The organism is Scandinavium tedordense (assembly GCF_024764965.1).
Classification (GTDB): Bacteria; Pseudomonadota; Gammaproteobacteria; order Enterobacterales; family Enterobacteriaceae; genus Scandinavium; species Scandinavium tedordense.
In genome coordinates this window covers 414,343-434,962 of record NZ_JALIGG010000057.1, presented here as the reverse complement: position 1 = coordinate 434,962, position 20,620 = coordinate 414,343, and the positions used below count along the sequence as shown (strand labels likewise).

The 20,620-nt window shown below is 54.2% G+C and carries 20 protein-coding genes; 11 read left to right on the top strand and 9 right to left on the bottom strand.

From position 1 onward, the window contains the following. Nucleotides 1-21: 21 nt before the first annotated feature. From MUU46_RS17970 to mntR, 6 genes are all read right to left on the bottom strand, one after another. Nucleotides 22-1,062 (bottom strand): aldo/keto reductase, encoded by a 1,041-nt coding sequence (locus MUU46_RS17970; RefSeq protein WP_159754060.1) that lies wholly within the window; start codon nucleotides 1,060-1,062, stop codon nucleotides 22-24. A 108-nt stretch (nucleotides 1,063-1,170) separates the two neighbouring features. Beyond that, nucleotides 1,171-2,697 carry an efflux transporter outer membrane subunit gene (locus MUU46_RS17965; RefSeq protein ID WP_258966218.1) on the bottom strand — a complete coding sequence of 509 codons (1,527 nt, stop codon included), beginning with the start codon at nucleotides 2,695-2,697 and terminating at the stop codon, nucleotides 1,171-1,173. A 2-nt stretch (nucleotides 2,698-2,699) separates the two neighbouring features. Next, nucleotides 2,700-4,271, bottom strand: a complete 1,572-nt coding sequence (locus MUU46_RS17960) for a DHA2 family efflux MFS transporter permease subunit (protein WP_258966217.1) — start codon at nucleotides 4,269-4,271, stop codon at nucleotides 2,700-2,702. Further along, nucleotides 4,268-5,362 carry an HlyD family secretion protein gene (locus MUU46_RS17955; RefSeq protein ID WP_159754069.1) on the bottom strand — a complete coding sequence of 365 codons (1,095 nt, stop codon included), beginning with the start codon at nucleotides 5,360-5,362 and terminating at the stop codon, nucleotides 4,268-4,270. The genes MUU46_RS17960 and MUU46_RS17955 overlap by 4 nt, the downstream gene beginning before the upstream one ends. Nucleotides 5,363-5,474: 112 nt before the next feature. Next, complete coding sequence (locus MUU46_RS17950) at nucleotides 5,475-6,587, bottom strand: anion transporter (protein WP_258966216.1); 1,113 nt, start codon at nucleotides 6,585-6,587, stop codon at nucleotides 5,475-5,477. Beyond that, nucleotides 6,584-7,057 carry a manganese-binding transcriptional regulator MntR gene (gene mntR, locus MUU46_RS17945; RefSeq protein WP_159754075.1) on the bottom strand — a complete coding sequence of 158 codons (474 nt, stop codon included), beginning with the start codon at nucleotides 7,055-7,057 and terminating at the stop codon, nucleotides 6,584-6,586. Before mntR ends, MUU46_RS17950 begins: the two co-directional genes overlap by 4 nt. A gap of 186 nt (nucleotides 7,058-7,243) precedes the next feature. Between mntR and mntS the strand changes: the two genes are divergently transcribed. After that, complete coding sequence (gene mntS / locus MUU46_RS17940; protein ID WP_159754078.1) at nucleotides 7,244-7,369, top strand: manganase accumulation protein MntS; 126 nt, start codon at nucleotides 7,244-7,246, stop codon at nucleotides 7,367-7,369. 269 nt (nucleotides 7,370-7,638) lie between these two features. Beyond that, nucleotides 7,639-9,222 carry a phosphoethanolamine transferase gene (locus MUU46_RS17935; protein WP_258966215.1) on the top strand — a complete coding sequence of 528 codons (1,584 nt, stop codon included), beginning with the start codon at nucleotides 7,639-7,641 and terminating at the stop codon, nucleotides 9,220-9,222. Nucleotides 9,223-9,291: 69 nt separating this feature from the next. On the opposite strand, the gene ompX is transcribed toward MUU46_RS17935, so the two are convergent. Continuing rightward, nucleotides 9,292-9,804 (bottom strand): outer membrane protein OmpX, encoded by a 513-nt coding sequence (gene ompX, locus MUU46_RS17930; protein WP_159754084.1) that lies wholly within the window; start codon nucleotides 9,802-9,804, stop codon nucleotides 9,292-9,294. Nucleotides 9,805-10,159: 355 nt separating this feature from the next. Between ompX and rhtA the strand changes: the two genes are divergently transcribed. From rhtA to ybiO, 6 genes are all read left to right on the top strand, one after another. After that, nucleotides 10,160-11,050 (top strand): threonine/homoserine exporter RhtA, encoded by an 891-nt coding sequence (gene rhtA, locus MUU46_RS17925; protein ID WP_258966214.1) that lies wholly within the window; start codon nucleotides 10,160-10,162, stop codon nucleotides 11,048-11,050. Between the two features lie 285 nt (nucleotides 11,051-11,335). Then, on the top strand, nucleotides 11,336-11,839 hold the full coding sequence (gene dps, locus MUU46_RS17920) for a DNA starvation/stationary phase protection protein Dps (RefSeq protein ID WP_110510008.1): 504 nt from the start codon (nucleotides 11,336-11,338) through the stop codon (nucleotides 11,837-11,839). Between the two features lie 361 nt (nucleotides 11,840-12,200). Further along, complete coding sequence (gene glnH / locus MUU46_RS17915; protein ID WP_159754090.1) at nucleotides 12,201-12,947, top strand: glutamine ABC transporter substrate-binding protein GlnH; 747 nt, start codon at nucleotides 12,201-12,203, stop codon at nucleotides 12,945-12,947. A gap of 88 nt (nucleotides 12,948-13,035) precedes the next feature. Beyond that, on the top strand, nucleotides 13,036-13,695 hold the full coding sequence (gene glnP, locus MUU46_RS17910) for a glutamine ABC transporter permease GlnP (RefSeq protein ID WP_159754093.1): 660 nt from the start codon (nucleotides 13,036-13,038) through the stop codon (nucleotides 13,693-13,695). Then, nucleotides 13,692-14,414: a glutamine ABC transporter ATP-binding protein GlnQ gene (gene glnQ, locus MUU46_RS17905; protein WP_159754096.1), complete on the top strand. Its 723-nt coding sequence runs from the start codon at nucleotides 13,692-13,694 to the stop codon at nucleotides 14,412-14,414. Before glnP ends, glnQ begins: the two co-directional genes overlap by 4 nt. 107 nt (nucleotides 14,415-14,521) lie before the next feature. Further along, nucleotides 14,522-16,756, top strand: coding sequence for a mechanosensitive channel protein (ybiO, locus tag MUU46_RS17900; protein ID WP_258966213.1), 2,235 nt, complete (start codon nucleotides 14,522-14,524; stop codon nucleotides 16,754-16,756). Here the strand turns inward: ybiO and rlmF are convergent, their stop codons facing one another. Next, on the bottom strand, nucleotides 16,757-17,683 hold the full coding sequence (gene rlmF, locus MUU46_RS17895; RefSeq protein WP_185153724.1) for a 23S rRNA (adenine(1618)-N(6))-methyltransferase RlmF: 927 nt from the start codon (nucleotides 17,681-17,683) through the stop codon (nucleotides 16,757-16,759). It lies immediately after the preceding gene. A 92-nt stretch (nucleotides 17,684-17,775) separates the two neighbouring features. On the opposite strand from rlmF, the gene MUU46_RS17890 reads away from it, so the two are divergent. The 3 genes from MUU46_RS17890 to ybiJ all read left to right on the top strand — a co-directional run bounded on the left by MUU46_RS17890 (nucleotide 17,776) and on the right by ybiJ (nucleotide 19,522). After that, nucleotides 17,776-18,390, top strand: a complete 615-nt coding sequence (locus tag MUU46_RS17890) for a flavin reductase family protein (protein WP_159754102.1) — start codon at nucleotides 17,776-17,778, stop codon at nucleotides 18,388-18,390. A 162-nt stretch (nucleotides 18,391-18,552) separates the two neighbouring features. Continuing rightward, entirely contained in the window at nucleotides 18,553-18,816 is a 264-nt protein-coding gene (locus MUU46_RS17885) for a YdgH/BhsA/McbA-like domain containing protein (protein ID WP_159754105.1), read from the top strand. A 445-nt stretch (nucleotides 18,817-19,261) separates the two neighbouring features. Next, nucleotides 19,262-19,522, top strand: coding sequence for a DUF1471 family protein YbiJ (gene ybiJ, locus MUU46_RS17880; protein WP_159754108.1), 261 nt, complete (start codon nucleotides 19,262-19,264; stop codon nucleotides 19,520-19,522). Between the two features lie 116 nt (nucleotides 19,523-19,638). On the opposite strand, the gene ybiB is transcribed toward ybiJ, so the two are convergent. Next, entirely contained in the window at nucleotides 19,639-20,601 is a 963-nt protein-coding gene (gene ybiB, locus MUU46_RS17875; protein ID WP_258966212.1) for a DNA-binding protein YbiB, read from the bottom strand. Nucleotides 20,602-20,620: the final 19 nt, after the last annotated feature.

Below are 20,620 nucleotides of genomic sequence, written 5' to 3'. Positions count from 1 at the left end.
GGCACACCGCCGGGGGACATTTTATTGCTGCGCCAGCTGATTACGGCGGTATTCGCCCTGACGTTCGAGCATCCAGCCCGGATATTCACGCGGCAGTGCGCTGACCGCATCCAGCTGTTTCAGCTCGTCGTCCGTCAGACGGATCTCGGTAGCCGCGATGTTATCCGCCAACTGATCCGGACGTTTGGCCCCGATGATCACACTGCTGACCACCGACTGATGCAGCAGCCAGGCCAGTGCAATTTGCGCCACCGACACGCCTTTGCTTTCAGCGATATCGCGCATTACGTCGATGCAATCGAAACCACGCTCTTTGTCTACCGGCGGGAAGTCGAACTCCAGACGGCGTCCGCCCGCTTCGTTTTGCCCGTCGCGTCCGTATTTACCGCTGAGGAAACCGCCTGCCAACGGACTCCAGACCATCAACCCGACGCCTTCGCTTTGCATCATCGGTACCAATTCGCGTTCGAGGTCACGCCCGGCAATGGTGTAATACGCCTGTAGTGAGGCAAAACGCGACAGGCCAAGACGTTCGGAAATGCCCAGCGCCTTCATGATTTGCCACGCCGACCAGTTAGACACCCCGATGTAGCGCACATGGCCGTGCTGCACGAGATTGTCCAGCGCATAAAGCGTCTCTTCTATCGGCGTGGCCGGGTCGAAGCCGTGCAGCTGAAACAGGTCGATATGATCGAGCTGCATCCGGCGCAGGCTCTCTTTGACGCTGTTGATGATGTGATAGCGCGAACTGCCGCGGGAGTTCACGCCCGCGGTGCCGGTTTCGCCAAACGCTTTAGTCGCCACCACCACGTTTTCGCGCGGCACCTTGAGGTTTTTCAGTGCCTGGCCGGTGATTTCTTCCGAGCGTCCTTCCGAATAAACGTTGGCGGTATCGATAAAGTTGATGCCCGCATCCAGCGCGCTGCCGACCAACCGCTCAGCGTCCGCCTGCTGCAGTTGCCCGATTTTGCCCCACATTCCGCCTTCGCCGCCGAACGTCATGGTGCCAAGGCACAGCTCGGACACAAACAGACCGGTATTGCCTAATTTCTGGTAACGCATAACTGTCTCCTCAGGGGATGTCGTTGGTGTGTGTCGTATAGTTATAACCACACTCCTGCGTTTGCGAATGGGGCGATCCTGCCCGTTTCTTGCCCAATTCTCTGAACCTCAACCGTGAGGCGCATCGCCGAATACCGAATAATCCGGCAGATGCACGTCCTGATAAGTTTCCCAGCCGCCGCCCAGGGCTTTATACAGCGCGACTAAATCGATGCGACTTTGTACCTGTGCCTGAGCGTGCTGCTGCTCCGCCTGAGCCAGTTGCCGCTGCGCATCCAGCACGTCAATGAACGTCGCGAGCCCCTGTTTGTAGCTGTCACTGGCGAGGTTAAAGGCGCTTTGCAACGCGTCAATCGTGCGCTGCAATGCCTGTTCTTGTTTCTGGTCGCTGCGATAGCTCACCAGCGAATTTTCCACGTCGCCGAGCGCCGTCAGCACGGTTTGTCGATACTGAAGCACCTGCGCGCCCTGCTGGGCCCGCGCCAGTTTGACGCTGGAGACAAGCCGTCCGCCCTGGAAAATGGGAATCGAAATCTGCGGGCCGACACTGTAGAAATGGCTGCTCCAGTCGGTGAGCCAGTTGGTTTCGGTATTACGCAAACCAAACTGGCCGTTCAGCGTCAGGCTGGGGAACAGTTCTGCCACAGAGACACCAATTTGTGCCGTGGCCGCATGCAGATTAGCCTCGGCTTCGCGCACGTCCGGACGGCGGCGCGCCAGGGTCGACGGGATACCGGTTTGCACCACGTCCGGTAAATTCGGCAGCGGCTGTGGGGTGCGCAGTTCGCCATCCAGCGCGCCCGGCAGTTTGCCGAGCAGAATGGCCAGCGCATTCATCGCCTGTCGTTCCTGCGCCTCATACCTCGGGAGCTGCGCTTCGAGATTGCCCAGCTGTGCACGGGCGTTTTCGACGTCCATCTGCGGCGACAGCCCCCCCTTCTGCCGACTTTGCGTCAGTTCCAGCGTTTCCTGGGCGCTGGCTATCTGCGTATTCATGGTTGCCATAATGCTCTGCGTGCCACGCAACTGGAGCCAGGCGCGGGCGACTTCCGCCTCCAGCGACACCAGCGCATCGTTGCGCTGTTCAATTGCCGCCTGCTGTTGCGCTTTCGCCGCTTCGACCTGACGCCGCACTTTGCCCCACAAATCGAGTTCCCACTGCGCGTCAAAGCTGCCCTGATACAGGTGAATCGGCTCGGTCAGCGGCTGCAGCGCGCCTTTCAAATCCGGGTCAACGTTATCTATCTGGCTATAGACGCCCTGAGAGTTTAGCTCGCCTTCAACACCCAGCTGCTGGCGCGTGGCCTGCAAATTCCCGTTTACCGACGGGAAGAACGCGCCGTTAGCCTGGTTGAGCTGTTCGCGCGCGCCGGCGATACGCAGCGCGGTTTGTTGTAGCGAGAGATTGCCGATGATCGCCCGCTCAATCAGACTGTTGAGTTCGGCTGAATTGAACGTCGTCCACCAGCGGGTATTTACCGCCTGGGTGGCGGTTTTCGAGGCCGCCGCGTTGTCTCCGGGGTCATTCCAGTGCGACGGCGTTTTCGGCTGCGGTGACGGGAAATCCGGCCCGACGGAGCAGCCCGCCAGCAGTAGTGCTATTCCGGACAGGGCAAAAGGTAGGCTTCTGTACATCGTCAGTGTGCTCCTGCGCTGCCTTCGCTTTTGATAGGCGAAAGCAGTAAACAGAACGGGATCAGGCATAGCGCCACCACGCTCAAAATAGTAAAGACATCGACATAAGCCAGGAATCGGGACTGAGCGATGAGCTGCTTATACATTTGTCCCCCGGCCAGACTCAGTGGGTCACCCACCTGAGTGGTGAAGTTGCGGATTCCCTCCGCCACCTCTTTTAGCGTCAACTGGAAAGATTCGTTAAACGGCGTGGCGTTATAGGCCAGATATGCGCTGTGCGTTTGCGCGCGTTCGGTTATAGCCGCAGTGGAAAGTGAAATCCCCACCGATCCCGCTACGTTGCGAAACATAGTGAACAATGCGGACGCATCGGCATTGAGCCGGCGCGGAATGGAGATAAACGCAATCGTCGTCAGCGGCACGAACAGGAATCCCAGTCCGATAGATTGCGCGCAACGGAACATCATCAGCGTCTCAAAATCGATGTCAGGCGTCAGATTTCTTGACCAAAAAAACGAGGCTGCGAGCGCACAAAAACCAAAAGCGATTATCCAACGGGTCTGCACGATCGGCATCAGCTTGAGCACCAGCGGAATGGTAAGCACGATTAGCACCGCGCCCGGCGACATCACCAGCCCTGACCAGGTCGCGGTGTAGCCCAAATCCTGCTGAGCGAGCTGAGGTATCACCACCGAACTGCCGTACAGAATCATCGCCATACCCGCCATCAGCAGGCAAGAAATCGCAAAGTTACGGTCCGCCATACAGCGTAAATTCACCACCGGTTTACGAGCATAAAGCAGCCAGTAAATCGCCCCGACGATGCCAATCAACGTCAGCACCGCGAAGGTGATAATAAAGTTCGAGTGGAACCAGTCGTCGTCCTCACCGCGATCGAGCATCACCTGCAAACAGCCCAGTCCCAGAGCAATAAGTCCGATTCCGGTCCAGTCGATGCTGGCTTTACCTTCGGCTTTTTTCTCCCACGGCGGGTCTTCAAGCAGTTGATACACCGCCAGCACCGTCAGAATGCCGACCGGAATATTGATGAAAAATACCCAGCGCCAGGAGTAGCTGTCGGTTATCCAGCCGCCGAGGGTTGGCCCCATCACCGGCGCAACGATAATCGCTATCGACGACAGGCCAAACGCCTTGCCCCGGTCTTCCGGTTTGAAGTAATCGAGCAGCACCGACTGCTGCGTGGGCTGCAAGCCACCGCCGAAGAACCCCTGCATCACGCGAAAGAGAATGATTTGCCACAGCTCGGTGGCGATGCCACACAGAAACGAACAGATGGTGAACATCACGATGCAGATGATGAAGAATTGCTTGCGTCCGAGCAGGCGACTTAAAAAGGCCGAAATCGGCAGCACGATACCGTTCGCCACCAGATAGCTGGTTAACACCCACGTGGATTCGTCGTAGCTGGCCGAAAGTGACCCGGCGACGTGGGGCAGCGCCACATTGACGATAGTGGTGTCGAGAATTTCCATAAATACCGCAAGGGTGACAACGATCGCCACCGCCCACGGATTGCTGGCGGGCCGCCAGTTTTCATGGCTGCTGTCGGTCATTCCACCGTTACCTTCGGTTCGACGGACAGACCCAGTGGCAGCGGATGATTCGCATCCAGGCCTTTATCAATCACGATTTTCACCGGCACGCGCTGGACGATTTTTACGTAGTTACCGGTGGCATTTTCTGCCGGGAAGGCGGAGAACTTAGCCCCACTGCCCTGCTGAATACTGTCCACGTGCCCTTCCAGTTCGATGTCCGGCCACGCATCGACCGACACGCTGACTTTATTCCCCGGCGTCATTCTTTCGAGCTGAGACTCTTTAAAGTTGGCGGTTATCCATACGTCCGTTGAAACCAGAGAAAACAGCGCCGTACCCGCCTGCACCAGAGTGCCGTTTTGCACATTACGCTTGGTGACGAAGCCGTCAAACGGGGCGCGCACTTCGGTATACGAAAGGTTCAGATCCGCCGTTTCCAGCTGGGCTTTGGCCTGATCGACCTGACGCTCACGCGCCTCAACGTTAGTTTCCTGCTGACGGATTTGCAGCTGCACCTGATCCGCCACTTCGAGTTGCGCCTTGGCGCTGGCTAATCCTGCCTGAGCGCTGCGCAGTTGTGCATTCGCCGAATCGATATTCTGTTGAGTGGTCGCCCGCGGATCGACACCGCGCTGACGACGATAGGACGCTTCGGCATTGGCCAAATCGGCCTGCGCTTTCAGCACCTGCGCCCGCGCTTCGTCGCGTTGAGCAGGATATTGCACTTTTGACAGCGCCAGCTGGGCTTGCGCCTGATGGAGTTGCGCCACCGTCAGCCCCAACTGGGCTTTCGCCTGATCTCGCTGGGCGGTGTTATCCCGAGGATCAATAACCACCAGCAGGTCACCTTTCTTCACCCGCTGGTTATCGGATACTTTCAGCTCGGTCACGTAACCTGCAGTTTTTGGAGCGATAGTCACCGCGTTGCCGTCGGTGAACGCATCGTCAGTGGTTTCCTCATTACGGGTCAAAAACCACCACACCAGCGCAATGATCAGCATCACCACGACCACAATCCCCAGAATGATTAACGGCTTCTTTCCGGGCTTCTTGTTAGTGGGTGTCTCGTTATTTTGTTCTTTTTCAGAAGGGGGGTTCGTCTCTGCCATAGCGTCACAACGGTCCTGTGGGTTAACGGCCTAACACATTCGCCGTTCACTAAACTTAGGAGGTTGCTCTACATTTGCCAGGAATTAGCCAGGAAATCCTGACAAATCCGCACTATCTGACAAGGCTCAACAAAACAAAACCGACCAGGGCGGCCCACAGCAGCATCGGGATAGAATAGAGGTGAAAACGCCACCAGATACGGCGGCTATTGGCCATACGCAGCGCAATCAGGTTGGCGAGAGAACCGGGTAACAGGCCAAATCCGCCCACGTTTACCGCCCAGGCCAGCAGCATGGAAGGTGGAACATAGTTAATCAGCAAAATCGTCGACGGCACGTTACTTATCACCTGTGACAGACCGATGGCCGTCAGCCAGAGCCCCACGTCAGATAAACCGCCGATGCCGGACAGCGCATGATGCAGCACCGGAAGCTGGATCATCAAATGCACATCAACAAACATCGCCATGAACACCAGCAGCAGCGTCCAGTCGACGCTGAGCACCACGCGCCGCTCGAGGATCAAGAAACCGACGGCAAGAACCGCCAGACCCCAGAGCTCCTGACTCATCTCAAGACTCAGCAAAAAAATCAGGTAAAACGCGAGACAGCACCAGACCAGCTTTGGCTTCCAGTTTGGCGTGCGTTCCCCGCTCTGAAAATGCAGCACTTTGGCGGGAAAGCAAAACCAGCACAGCACCAGCAGCGTGAGCATCATCGCCAGCGCCAGCGGAGCCATTTGCCAGCTGAATGACAGGAACGACATTCCGGAACGGCCCCACAGCAGGATATTTTGCGGATTGCCAATCGGCATGAGCAACGAGCCCGCGTTTACCGCCAGTGCCTCAAAGATAATCAGTCGATTGACCGGAATGGCGCTCCACTTTTTCAGCGTCAGGGTCAGCGGCACGACGATAAACAGCGCCACATCGTTGGTGAGAAACGTCGAGAGAACCGCCGCAGCCAGCACCATAAACATCGCCAGCTGGCGTTCGGTCACGAAACGTCGCGCCATTTTACGGCCCAGCACGTCGAAATAGCCGCTCTGCTCGACGCCTTTGGTCAGCAGCATCAGGCCACTCAGGGTGACGATAGTGTGCCAGTCAATGGCGGCGGGCCAGGAAGAAGGATGAAACGGGACAAATAAAGAGAGGATAAAACCGGTAATGATCAACAGATGTAAAAAGCGGTCACGCATTAGCGACCGCAGTAAAGGGAGGTTCATTCAGCGTGCAGTCCTGCCTGAAGGGTAAACTGGCGGAAGCGTTCCAGCGTCTCTTCGCTGACGTGATGTTCCATTCCCTCAGCATCTCGGCGGGCGGTGTCCTGGCTTACGCCAATCGCCAGTAAAAAGGTTTCCACGATTTGATGACGTTCGCGGGTTTCCTGCGCCAGTTTCTCGCCTTCCGGCGTCAGAAACACGCCGCGCCACGGGATCTGCTGGATAAGCCCAACGCCTGCCAGACGTTTCAGCATTTTCGCGACCGTCGGCTGGGACACGCCTAAACGTGCCGCCATATCCACCTGCCGCGCTTCGCCCACTTCACGGATGAGGTCGGAAATGAGCTCAACGTAATCATCAATCAGCTCACGGCGATGCGCTTCTCGCACCTGACGAAAGCCTTCAACATGTTCTTCGACATTTACCAATTGCGTCACTTTTTTTATTCCTGGCGTGTCCGGGCGACGGCTCATTATGCTTCCTCTTCTCGCTGTGACGCGTCAGTGCATCAGACAAAGGAGCACCATTGTATAGGATCGTGACCAGAGCACAAAAATTTAACGTTTTAGCCATAGCTAAGTAATATAGCCTGTGCTATATCTGTATGTAATACGAACATCCTTCATGGAGTGAGGGTCTGAAACGTTCAGGAGGTTGTTATGAACGAACTCAAGAGGTGCTTAAACGTGTTTACCCATTCTCCCTTTAAAGTACGCCTGATGCTGATCAACATGTTGTGTGACCTTTTCAACAATAAACCGCAGCAGGACAAGTCTTCCCACTAATGCGGCGTCGCGGTACGCCGCTTCATTTTTTGTCATTAAAGCCAGTCATACTGCCCCGCTGACAGCAAAAACCCCTTCTTTTTTCCGGATTTGTTATCACCTTCGCAAAACAATTCGTTATGAGTAGTTGACGTAACTATTCATCAACTTTATCTTCTCGCATCCCTGCAGCTTTTGCGCTTCGTTGAACTCCTTTCTACACGCACTGCCAGGCAGGCTTTACCCTTCGACGCCAGGGGACGCACATGGCGGCTTTTTGATTGTGACCTATGAATGTAACGCTGAAAGAAACGCTTGCCGCGCGTGGTATGGCGCTTAACCCATGGACCGGATTTTACTTTTTACAATCGCTGCTGATGAATCTGGCGCTGGGATACTCTTTCAGCCTCCTGTATACCGTCGGATTTACCTGCGTCCTGCATGTGCTGTGGCGTGCGGCGCCGCGCACCCAGAAAGTCCTGCTCGGCATTTATTCCCTGGTAGCGGCTTTTTATTATCCGTTTGGTCAGGCTTACGGCGCGCCAAACTTTAATACCCTGCTGGCGCTGCATTCGACCAATGCCGAAGAATCCACGGAAATCCTGACGATCTTCCCGTGGTACAGCTATTTCATTTCTGTCTTTATCTTTGCACTGGGCGTGATTGCGGTACGCCGTAAGCAGGAAGCCAAACGCGGGTGGAGCAAAATCGACATCCTGTGCCTGCTGTTTTGCGTCGGCGTGGCGTTTGTGCGTCCGGTTCAGGAAATTGCGTGGGATGGCGTGTTCCGTATCAGCAAAATCGGTTACCCGGCGGTGCGCTTTGTCCACGACGTGGCTATCAGCAACCAACAAGTGCTGGATGAACAGGCGCGTCTAGCGCAGTTTTTCCACCTGAAAGATACCTGGAATGTGGTGGCGGTGAAGCCTAAATATCACACCTACGTGGTGGTGATTGGCGAGAGCGCGCGTCGTGATGCAATGGGCGCATTTGGCGGTCACTGGGATAACACCCCGTTTGAACGCGACGTGAACGGCACGCTGTTTACCGATTATATTTCCGCGAGCGGCTCAACGCAGAAATCACTCGGCCTGACGCTCAACCGCGTAGTTGACGGCAAACCGCTGTATCAGGATAACTTCGTGACCCTGGCGAACCGCGCGGGTTTCCAGACGTGGTGGTTCTCGAATCAGGGCCAGATTGGTGAGTACGACACCGCCATTGCCAGTATCGCGAAACGCGCGGATGAAGCGCATTTCTTGAAGAACGGTGATTTTGAAGCGGATAAAAATACCAAAGATGAAGACCTGCTGAAGATGACGGCGCAGGTGCTGTCAACTGAACGCACTCAACCTCAGCTGATCGTTCTGCACCTGATGGGATCTCACCCACAGGCCTGCGATCGTACTCAGGGTAAATACTCTGATTTCGTGAAGTCGAAAGAAACCTCATGCTATCTCTACAGCATGACGCAAACCGACCAGCTGTTGAGCAAACTCTACGATCAGCTGCGCAATTCCGGCGACAGTTTCTCACTGGTGTATTTCTCTGACCACGGTTTAGCTTTAAAAGAGCGTGGGAAATCGGTGCAGTATCTGGCACATGATGACAAGTTCCAGCAGAACTTCCAGGTACCGTTCCTGGTGCTGTCGAGTGATGACAAAACCCATCGCGTGATTAAAGCGCGCCGTTCAGCAAATGATTTCCTGAGTTTCTTCTCGCAGTGGACCGGTATTCAGGCGCAAGAAATTGCCACGCCGTACCGCTTTGTGTCGAACCAGAAGGCTGGCCCGGTCTACATCACCAACTTCCGGTTGCAGAAAGTGGATTACAATCACCTCGGCACGGATGTCTTCGACACCGCCGCCCACTGATTCCTCTTCTCGGAATTACAGACAAAAAAAATCCGCCCTTGGGCGGATTTTTTATCATCACCGAAGTGATTAGAAGCGGTAACCAACACCTGCGATCCAGGTGCCAACGTCCACGTTACGGATACGAGACTGCTCATAGGAGAAGTCCAGTGCAACGTTTTCGATTGGGTTAAACTGCATGCCCGCGCCGTAGGAGAAACCGTAGTCGCTCATGTCAGATTTGCTAGCCGGGAAGTCGTTAGCCTGGAATTTACCGTAGCCAACACCTACTACACCGTAGATGCTTGCCCAATCGTTGATGCGGTAAGCCGGACCAGCAGTGATGCCGTAGTACTGTGATTTGTTGTAAGTACCGCTGTCGTTACCATTTTTTTCGGTGTAGGTGAAAGAACCGATCACGCCGAGTGGGTTATTGTCCTGCTCGTAACGGTATTTCAGGTTGAAACCACCTGCTTTGTTCGCTTCGCCCTGCATATCGCTCTGAGCGTAGCCACCAGTAACGGTAGAAGTTGCAGCTACTGCGGTACCTGCGGTTGCAGCCAGTACAAAGGCCACTGCTGAAAGACGTGCAATTTTATTCATAACCACCTCAAATGTGCTTCAAGTAAGTCCGTAAGTTTTAAATATATCAAAATTTAATTAAAAACTCTTTGCGATTGTCGTTGTCTAAGGGTCTCAATCATGTAACTAAACGTTTCCACCACTGACAATCCCTATTGAAAATCATCAACTTCCTCGCCGATTTTGCCATTATTACGCGCATCAACTGACGCATTCATCCAGATTAATCCTAAACTGGCGGAGTTTTCATCCTTTGACTGAACTTTATTGTACGGAGGTTTTCTTCGCTTTTTTTCAACAATGCATAAACCAGAAAGGGGTAATTCATTTACACTGCCTCTTTTACTTCCTTTGACAAAAATTGACAGGAGAAAGGATGCCAGGCTTATCGCGTAAGCTCCCGGTATGGTTGCCAATACTCGTAATACTGATTGCCATGTGTTCAATTCAGAGCGGCGCGGCGCTGGCGAAATCACTTTTTCCTCTGGTGGGCGCACCCGGCGTAACCGCCTTGCGTCTGGCGCTCGGGACCCTGATTCTGGTATGCATCTTTAAGCCCTGGCGTCTGCGGTTCACGCGAGAGCAGCGTCTGCCATTGCTGTTTTACGGCTTGTCGCTCGGGGCGATGAACTACCTCTTCTATCTCTCCATCCAACGCATTCCGCTCGGCGTGGCGGTAGCGCTCGAATTTACTGGCCCGTTAGCGGTGGCGTTATTTGGTTCCCGTCGTGCAGTGGATTTTGTCTGGGTCGCACTGGCGGTGCTGGGCCTGTGGTTCCTTCTGCCGCTCGGTCAGAGCATCGCGCATGTCGATTTAACCGGCGCGGCACTGGCACTGGGTGCCGGGTCTTGTTGGGCGGTCTACATCATTACCGGCCAGCGGGCGGGAGAAGAGCATGGCCCTGCCACGGTAGCAATGGGCTCGCTGATTGCCGCGGTGGTGTTTGTGCCCATCGGCGCTTTTCAGGCTGGCGACGTGTTATGGCAGTGGTCAATTTTGCCACTAGGTTTGGGCATTGCCATTTTGTCCACGGCGCTGCCCTACTCGCTGGAAATGATCGCCCTCACTCGCTTGCCGACCCGCACTTTTGGCACGCTGATGAGCATGGAACCGGCGCTGGCGGCAGTCTCAGGGATGCTGTTCCTCAATGAAACGCTGACCGGCACGCAGACCCTCGCCCTATTGGCTATCATGGCCGCTTCGATGGGCTCGACGCTCACCATGCGCCGCGAGAGTAAAATAGAAAAAGTCGATATTAGTGAATAACATTGTGCCGCAGGGTTATATCCGCCTGCGGCCTTTAGAATTTATTTTCCTCACTCAATCATTTTCACGCGTAAATATTTCCGCAATAAACAGAACTTTCCTGGCTAATTAAGAATCACTTACAAACCCACGACCCATCCCTTTGTTTATAAACAACTTAATAACCTTCAATGACACCCACGCTATTAAACCGATAGGTATTATCTTTCCGGCAGCATGAACATCCGGTGCTATACTTATTTCCGGTAATTCACTGGGACTATTAGATCAAGAGGATATGAAATTATGAGTACCGCTAAACTGGTCAAAACCAAAACATCTAATCTGCTCTATACCCGTAACGATGTATCGGACAGCGAGAAAAAAGCGACTATCGAGTTGCTTAATCGCCAGGTTATCCAGTTCATTGACCTGTCACTGATTACCAAACAGGCTCACTGGAATATGCGCGGTGCAAACTTTATTGCCGTCCATGAGATGCTTGACGGCTTCCGCACAGCGCTTATTGACCACCTCGATACTATGGCAGAACGTGCCGTGCAGCTGGGGGGGGTCGCACTGGGAACTACCCAAGTTGTAAACAGCAAAACCGCACTAAAAAGCTATCCGCTGGACATCCATACCGTTCAGGATCACTTGAAAGAGCTGGCCGACCGTTACGCGATTGTTGCTAATGACGTGCGTAAAGCCGTTTCCGAAGCCAAAGATGAAGACACCGCAGACATCCTTACCGCCGCATCGCGCGACCTGGATAAATTCCTGTGGTTCATCGAATCTAACATCGAATAAGTATTCGTTTTACTTATCCCTCAAAACCCCTCGCCCGAGGGGTTTTGCACTTTTATGGTGCATCAAAAACCGTTCCACGCCCGCATAAGTAAACCAATTGTAATTATCACTTCACACAATCGTTAACGAAAGATTGTTTTATCAACGCAATTTGCGCTTAATAACCCTACGACCTGGCCTGCGGCTGATGCGCACCATTTTGGTGCCTCACCGTGGTGCACTTCGTGTGCCTTGCAACCTTTTTTGTGCAACAAACGGCTACCGCCTCGTTGCAAAACAACAAGTTGTAAAATTGGCACGATTCTTTCATATGCGGATTGTTCTCGCAGGGGATCGCCCCGTGGTTATAAAAGGAAATGCTATGAAGTCTGTATTTAAAGTTTCACTGGCTGCACTGACCCTGGCCTTTGCAGTTTCTTCTCAGGCAGCGGAAAAGCAGCTGGTTGTGGCCACCGATACCGCATTCGTTCCGTTTGAATTCAAGCAGGGCGACAAATACGTCGGTTTCGATATTGATCTGTGGGCCGCTGTCGCCAAAGAACTGAAGCTCGACTACACCCTGAAGCCAATGGATTTCAGCGGCATTATTCCTGCACTGCAGACTAAAAACATCGACCTGGCGCTGGCCGGGATCACCATTACTGACGAACGTAAAAAAGCTATCGACTTCTCTGATGGCTACTACAAAAGCGGTCTGCTGGTGATGGTTAAAGCCAACAACAACGACATTAAAAGCGTGAAAGACCTGGACGGTAAAGTCGTCGCCGTGAAGAGCGGTACCGGTTCCGTAGATTACGCGAAAGCCAACCTCAAACCGAAAGACCTGCGCCAGTTCCCGAACATCGACAACGCGTATATGGAACTCGGCACCAACCGTGCTGATGCAGTTCTGCACGACACCCCAAACATTCTGTACTTCATCAAAACTGCGGGTCACGGCCAGTTCAAAGCGGTCGGTGAATCTCTGGAAGCGCAGCAGTACGGCATCGCGTTCCCGAAAGGCAGCGACGACCTGCGTGATAAAGTGAACGGCGCGCTGAAAAAACTGCATGAGAACGGCCAGTACAACGAAATCTACAAAAAATGGTTCGGCACTGAACCAAAATAATGACGGTTAATTAGACGTAAATTTATCAGGGGCGGCCTTTCGCCCCTGCTCATTTTGAACCACGGTAAAACGGTAACAGGAACATATTATGCAGTTTGACTGGAGCGTCATCTGGCCTGCCATTCCAATCCTGCTGGATGGTGCCAAAATGACTCTGTGGATTTCGGTCCTCGGGTTAGCGGGCGGTATTATTATCGGCCTCGTCGCGGGTTTAGCTCGCACCTACGGCGGTTGGATTGCCAACCACGTTGCTCTCGTATTCATCGAGATTATTCGCGGCACACCTATTGTTGTCCAGGTGATGTATATCTACTTCGCCCTGCCGATGGCCTTCCCGGATATTCGCATCGATACCTTCACCGCCGCGGTTATCACCATCATGATCAACTCCGGGGCCTACATCGCGGAAATCACACGTGGGGCCGTGCTGTCGATTCATAAAGGATTCAGCGAAGCGGGACTTGCGCTCGGACTGTCGCGTCGTGAAGCCATTCGCCACGTGATCATGCCGCTGGCGCTGCGTCGCATGCTGCCATCGCTTGGCAACCAGCTGATCATCAGCATCAAAGATACTTCGCTGTTCATCGTCATCGGCGCGGCCGAACTGACTCGCAGCGGCCAGGAAATTATCGCTGGCAACTTCCGTGCTCTGGAGATCTGGACCGCCGTCGGCGTGATTTATCTGATCATCACCCAGGTCCTGAACATCGCGCTCCGCATTCTTGAAAGAAGGATGAAAATCCTGTGATTGAATTTAAAAACGTCTCCAAGCATTTTGGGCAAACCCAGGTGCTGCACAACATCGATTTGAACATCACCAAAGGTGAAGTGGTGGTGATTATCGGGCCGTCTGGCTCCGGTAAATCTACCCTGCTGCGCTGCATCAACAAGCTCGAAGAAATCACCAGCGGCGACCTCGTGGTCGATGGTCTGAAGGTCAATGACCCGAAAGTCGACGAGCGGTTGATTCGCCAGGAAGCCGGCATGGTTTTCCAGCAGTTTTACCTGTTCCCACACCTGACGGCGCTGGAAAACGTGATGTTTGGCCCACAGCGCGTGCGCGGTGCGTCCAAAGCAGAAGCTGAAAAGGTGGCGAACGACCTGCTGGCCAAAGTCGGCCTTGCCGAGCGCGGGCATCACTATCCATCCGAGCTTTCCGGCGGTCAGCAGCAGCGTGTGGCGATTGCCCGTGCGCTGGCGGTGAAACCGAAGATGATGCTGTTCGATGAACCTACATCTGCGCTCGACCCGGAGCTGCGCCATGAAGTGCTGAAGGTGATGCAGGACTTGGCCGAAGAAGGCATGACGATGGTTATCGTGACTCACGAAATCGGCTTTGCCGAGAAAGTGGCATCGCGTCTGATCTTCATCGATAAAGGCCGCATCGCCGAAGATGGCAATCCACAGACGCTGATCGACAATCCGCCGAGCCAGCGCCTGCAGGAATTTTTGCAGCACGTGTCGTAATACCCTGCTCTCCCCCGCCCTGGGGGAGAGAATCCTCCCAAAATCTGCCCACCCTCCCTGAGTCGCTATACTTATCATTTTGTTAATGATTTGAAAGGGAGTTGCCTGTGCCGTGGATCCTGTTGCTTATTGCGACGCTGTTCTGTGCCCCGCTACAGGCGGTCACTATTCCCGGCGTGACCACATCTGCCACCAGCACGACGTCTCAAACGCCGCCCGCTGAACCCGACGCGGCGCAGAAAAAAGCCGCTTACGCAGCGCTTGCCGACGTGCTGGAAAATGATTCGTCGCGTCAGGAGTTAATCAAACAGCTACGAAGTGCCGCATCTACACCGCCGCAGGAGAAAGTGCCTCAGCTCACGCCACCGTCCGTCAGTGAAGAAAAGACGGTGCTGGAAAGTGTGACTGACGTGAGTCGTCACTACGGTGAAGCACTCTCCACCCGTTTTGCACAGCTGTGGCGCAATATCTCAACCGCTCAGCATAAACCTTTTAATTCGCAGACCTTTAGCAATGCAGTGAGCCACTTTTTGCTGCTGGCGGGGCTGGTCTTCGCCTTCTATGCCCTGCTGCGCCTTTGCGCTCTGCCGCTGTATCGAAAAATGGGGAAATGGGGACGGAAGAAGAACCGCGATCGCAGTAACTGGCTGCACCTGCCCGCGATGATCACCGCCGCAATGATTATCGACCTGTTGCTGTTGGCGTTGACGCTGTTCGTCGGGCAAGTGCTAAGCGACAGACTCAACGGCGGCAGCCGCACCGTGGCTTTTCAGCAAAGCCTGTTCCTGAACGCCTTCGCGTTGATCGAGTTCTTCAAAGCCATCCTGCGCCTGATTTTCTGCCCTCGCGTGCCGGACCTGCGTCCGTTCACTATTCATGATGAGGCCGCTCGTTACTGGAGCCTGCGTCTGAGCCTGCTGAGCGGGGTGATCGGCTACGGACTTATCGTCGCGGTGCCTATCATTTCCAACCAAGTGAACGTCCAGACTGGGGCGCTCGCCAACGTGGTGATTATGCTGTGCATCACCGTCTGGGCATTGTGGCTCATTTTCCACAACAAGAAGGCCATTACCGAGAGCCTTATCGGGCTGGCATACCGTTCGCTGGCCTTCTTTAGTTTGTTCATTCGTGCCTTCGCACTGGTCTGGCACTGGCTCGCCAGCGCCTACTTTATCGTGCTGTTCTTTTTCTCACTGTTCGACCCGGGCAACAGCCTTAAATTCATGATGGGTGCATCGGTCAGAAGCCTCGCCATCATTGGTATCGCCGCGTTTATCTCCGGGATATTGTCTCGCTGGATTGCCAAAACCATCACACTTTCACCGGAAACGCAGCGTAGCTATCCTGAACTGCAAAAGCGGCTGAATGGCTGGCTGTCGGCTTCGCTGAAGGCCGCGCGTATTTTGACGGTTTGCGTATCGGTGATGCTGCTGCTCAGCGCCTGGGGGCTGTTCGACTTCTGGAATTGGCTGCAAAACGGCACGGGCGAAAAAACGGTGGATGTGCTGATCCGCATCGCGCTGATTTTATTCTTCTCGGCCATCGGCTGGACGCTGCTGGCGAGCCTGATTGAAAACCGGCTGACGTCCGACATTCATGGCCGCCCGCTGCCGAGCGCCCGCGCCCGCACGCTGCTGACGCTGTTCCGCAATGCCCTGGCGGTGGTCATCAGTACCATCACTGTGATGATCCTGCTGTCGGAAATTGGCGTGAACATTGCGCCGCTGCTGGCGGGTGCCGGTGCATTGGGGCTGGCGATTTCCTTTGGTTCGCAGACCCTGGTAAAAGACATCATCACCGGGATTTTCATCCAGTTTGAGAACGGGATGAACACCGGGGATTTGGTGACCATCGGACCGCTGACCGGCACGGTGGAACGCATGTCGATTCGTTCGGTAGGCGTGCGTCAGGATACTGGGGCGTATCACATTATTCCCTGGTCCTCGATCACGACCTTCGCCAACTTCGTTCGCGGCATTGGTTCGGTAGTCGCGAATTACGATGTGGATCGTGGAGAAGACGTTGATAAGGCCAATGACGCCCTGAAAGCGGCGGTAACGGCACTGATGGAGCAGGAAGATATTCGTGGGCTGGTGATAGGTGAACCGTCGTTTGCCGGGTTGGTTGGGCTGACTAACACCGCCTTCACGCTACGGGCGTCGTTCACTACCCTGCCGTTAAAGCAATGGACGGTGCGTTTTGCGCTAGATACGCAGGTGAAGAAGCACTTCGATAACGCGGGGATCCGTGCGCCGGTGCAGACGTATCAGGTGCTGCCTGCACCCGATAACCCGGCATTAGCAGCGCCTGAGCCGCCAACGCCGAATCAACCGACGCTATGATTAACGGGCGCGAGCCACAAAGCGACGACGTTTGTCCTCATCGAGGAAAGTCCAGGCGATGAAGCGGCTTTGCTTCTGACCCTGGGCCATCTCTTTTTTCACCACTTTCACTGCACCGGCTTCAGTCAGTGCGGAATAGAGCATCGGCAGATTATCGCCACGCGACACCAGCGAAGTGAACCACATCACCTGACGACCATACTCACGGCTTTCGGCGATCATTTTGCGGATGAAGGCCACTTCACCGCCTTCACACCACAGTTCCTGATTTTGACCGCCAAAGTTCAGGGTATCGTTTTTCTGCTGGCCGAGGTTACGACGCTTACGTTCGTTACCTTCGCGCGCACTTTCAGCGGAATCATGGAACGGCGGGTTACAGACCATCGCCTCGAAGAATTCATTTTTGTGGATCATGCCCGCGAGGACCGCCTGTTCATCCTTTTGACGACGCAAACGGATCTGACGGCTCATGCCCGGATTGGCATCAATAATCGCCTGCGCCGCAGTCAGGGCTTCGGCGCTCACTTCGGTGCCGGTGAAACGCCAGCCGTATTCGTGGCTGCCAATCAGCGGATAAATCAGGTTAGCGCCGGTGCCGATATCCAGCACGCTGGCGTTTTGCGGCAGGCTGCCGTTCGCTTCAGTCAGCAGATCCGCCAGATGGTGCATGTAATCTGCACGGCCAGGGACCGGTGGGCAGAGGAAACCTTCTGGAATATTCCACGCTTTCACCTGATAAAAGTGCGCAAGCAGCGCCTGATTCAGGGTCTTTACCGCGTCGGGATCGGCAAAGTTGATGGTCTGCTCCCCGGCCGGATTGGAGACGATAAACGCTGCAAGTGCCGGTGTGTCCTTGCACAGTGCGGGTAAATCGTATCGGTCGTGGTGACGATTACGCGGGTGTAATCCTGGCTTTTGAGCTTTCATAGCTTCCTCCTGTTGACGGCGCGTAAGATACCCGTTGACGCGGGTGGCGTAAATAAGTGAGTCTTCTTATTATTTCACGGGACAGGTGCACCATGTATTTTTATCAGCCTTCAGACGGCCACGGACTGCCGCACGACCCCCTCAATGCGATCGTCGGTCCACGCCCAATTGGCTGGATTGCCTCCGTTGATGCGCACGGAAAACGCAATCTGGCACCATACAGTTTCTTTAACTGCTTTAACTATCGTCCACCGATCATCGGCTTCGCCAGTAGTGGCTGGAAAGACAGCGTGCAAAATATCGTTGAAACGCGCGAATTTGTCTGGAACCTCACGACGCTTGAGCTTGCCACCGCGATGAATGAAACCTCGGCCAGTCTCGCTCACGGCGAAGATGAGTTTGTCCGCGCCGGGCTGACGCCTGTCGAAAGCCGTCTGGTGCGCGCCCCGCGCGTGGCAGAAAGTCCGGTGAATTTCGAGTGCCGCTTATCGCAATGCATTCAGCTCACTGGCGCAGACGGTACGGCGGTGGATACCTGGCTGGTGCTCGGCGAAGTGGTAGCGGTGCACATTGAAGAATCGCTGCTAGAAAACGGTATTTATCAGACCGCAAAAGCCAAACCGGTGCTGCGTGCCGGTGGCCCAAGCGCATATTACAGCATCGACGAAAGCCAGCGTTTTGATCTCATTCGCCCCGATGCCCGATAATTTCTCATTCGATCAGCCACTTATTTGTGGCTGATTTGTCAGCTTTTCGTCAAAAAATGTCGTTCAAAAAATGAGCAGATCATCATCAATTTTTTGCGGCATGTCACATTTCCTCAGCACCTACACTTATGTTATCCCCGTGGATACAGAGAGGATGTGCACATGAAAAGATTGTTGATTCTGGTCGCTGCTGGTGCGTTGTCGATGCTCTCTTTTTCGGCTTCCGCCGAACCTCAACAACTGATGAAAGGTGATACCGGACAATTGCGTCCGTCAGGTACAGTATCGGTTTCTGGTGCTGATGACTTTGGCGATCTTCAGGCGAAGCTTGCAGAAAAAGCGCAGCAGGAAGGGGCTAAAGGGTATGTGGTTAACTCCGCCAGCGGTGATAACAAAATGTTCGGCACCGCTACCATCTACAAATAATCTGTTGAAGTCATTCCACTCAGAAAAGCGCCTCATACAGCAGGCGCTTTCTTTTTTCCCCTTCGGAACACCCTCTGAATCGCCACAGAATAAACACTTTAAAAACACAGATAGACTGGTGTATAGTTCCGGCAAGTGGCGCTATACGCAGATTTATTGACGAAACTAAAGCCATCCATACAGCGTAAGCGTTTGTCTTTACGCGCACAGTTTTTTGCAAGAATCGTCGCAATCTGTGCCCTTAAAACATCTCACTCGGTTCCAACACGATTTTCAGCTTCGAGTCTGGTTTTATTTTATTAATAATCAGTAATTTATTAATTGTTCAAAAAATTCGATTAAGTTCATCAAGTCTATTCGATTTTATCTTTCGCAAAAAAACGTGATACTCATCACATCGACGGAACAACGTCACATTTAAAGAATAACCTGCGAGAGATTAACCATGAAAACCATTAAAACTGCTGCTGTTGCCTTCGCTCTTTCTGCTCTTTCTTTCGGCGTGTTTGCTGCACAGCCTGTGTCCCCGACTGAAGCGCAGAGCATGAATAAAATCGGTACCGTATCTGTAGAAGGCGCGACTACGCTGGATGGTATGGAAGCGAAACTGGCTGAGAAAGCCGCTGCGGCAGGTGCTACCGGTTACAGCATTACGTCTGCTAACACCAATAACAAAATCAGCGGTACTGCGGTGATTTACAAATAATCATCGGAACAGATTTAACCCTCATTGACCTTTAGGCTATGCCTGCTGTACCTGAATAACCCTCATTATTTATTCGCCCGTCCACGCCACTGGACGGGTTTTTTTATGCCTGTAAATCACCAGCATTCGTTGACCCGTTGCAGGCCCGCAGCAACATCAGACACTTCTCCGGTCGCCACCAGGCAACAGGCCATCTGAATTTTCAGTGATTCAGGTACCGGCTCGACGCCCGCGACGCAGCGCTCAATCCATCTGGCGGTCACTTCAGGATCTTTCGATTCTGGCAGCAGTACCTCCCGCAACGCATCTTCGCGCTCGACAAGCACCCGCGTCCCGAGGCTATCAATCAGGCTAATCTGCGGGCAACGCTGTGGATTGGCGTAAACCTCGCCTTCCGTGCCATGCATCAGCAGCGCGCGACCTCCGATCCCCTCAAAGAATTTCCCGACGCGCGGCACATATTCCGGGTGTGAAACGCTCGACAAGCGCAGCGCCGCGTCTTCGGCAAACGGGGTGGCGAGCTTCGCCAGGGTGTGTGCGCTGTTACGCACACCCATCCGCCAGCGCATCGCCAGCTGCTTTTCGAGCGGCGGGCAGAACGCGCCAATCGGCATATACACCGGCTGATGGCCGTCCAGCTTCGCCTGCGCCTGCCCGGCATGCAGCGTCGGTTCAATACCCAGCAGAGTGAACACGGTTTCGGTCAGCACACGAGTTGGATCGTGGCTGATGCCGTGAACCAGCACCGGGAAACCGAGTTTGTGCAGCAGCATCGCCAGCAGCGGCGTAAGGTTCGCCTGCTTACGCGCACCGTTATAACTTGGGATAACAATCGGCATCGGCTTCGCCACTGGTGGCGTAAGGCTGACCGTATGCTGCTGCATGGCCTCGAAGAAGCCCTGCATTTCGGCCTCGCCCTCACCTTTTATGCGCAGCGCAATCAGAATGCCGCCAAGTTCCAGCTCCGGCACCTCGCCTTTCAGCATCTGGGCATACAGACCTCGAGCGGTATCGGTGTCCAGGTCACGGGCGTGGTTTTTGCCACGGCCGACTTCTTTAATGATTTTGCGATAGTCCATGTCTCTCTCCTGCAGCATG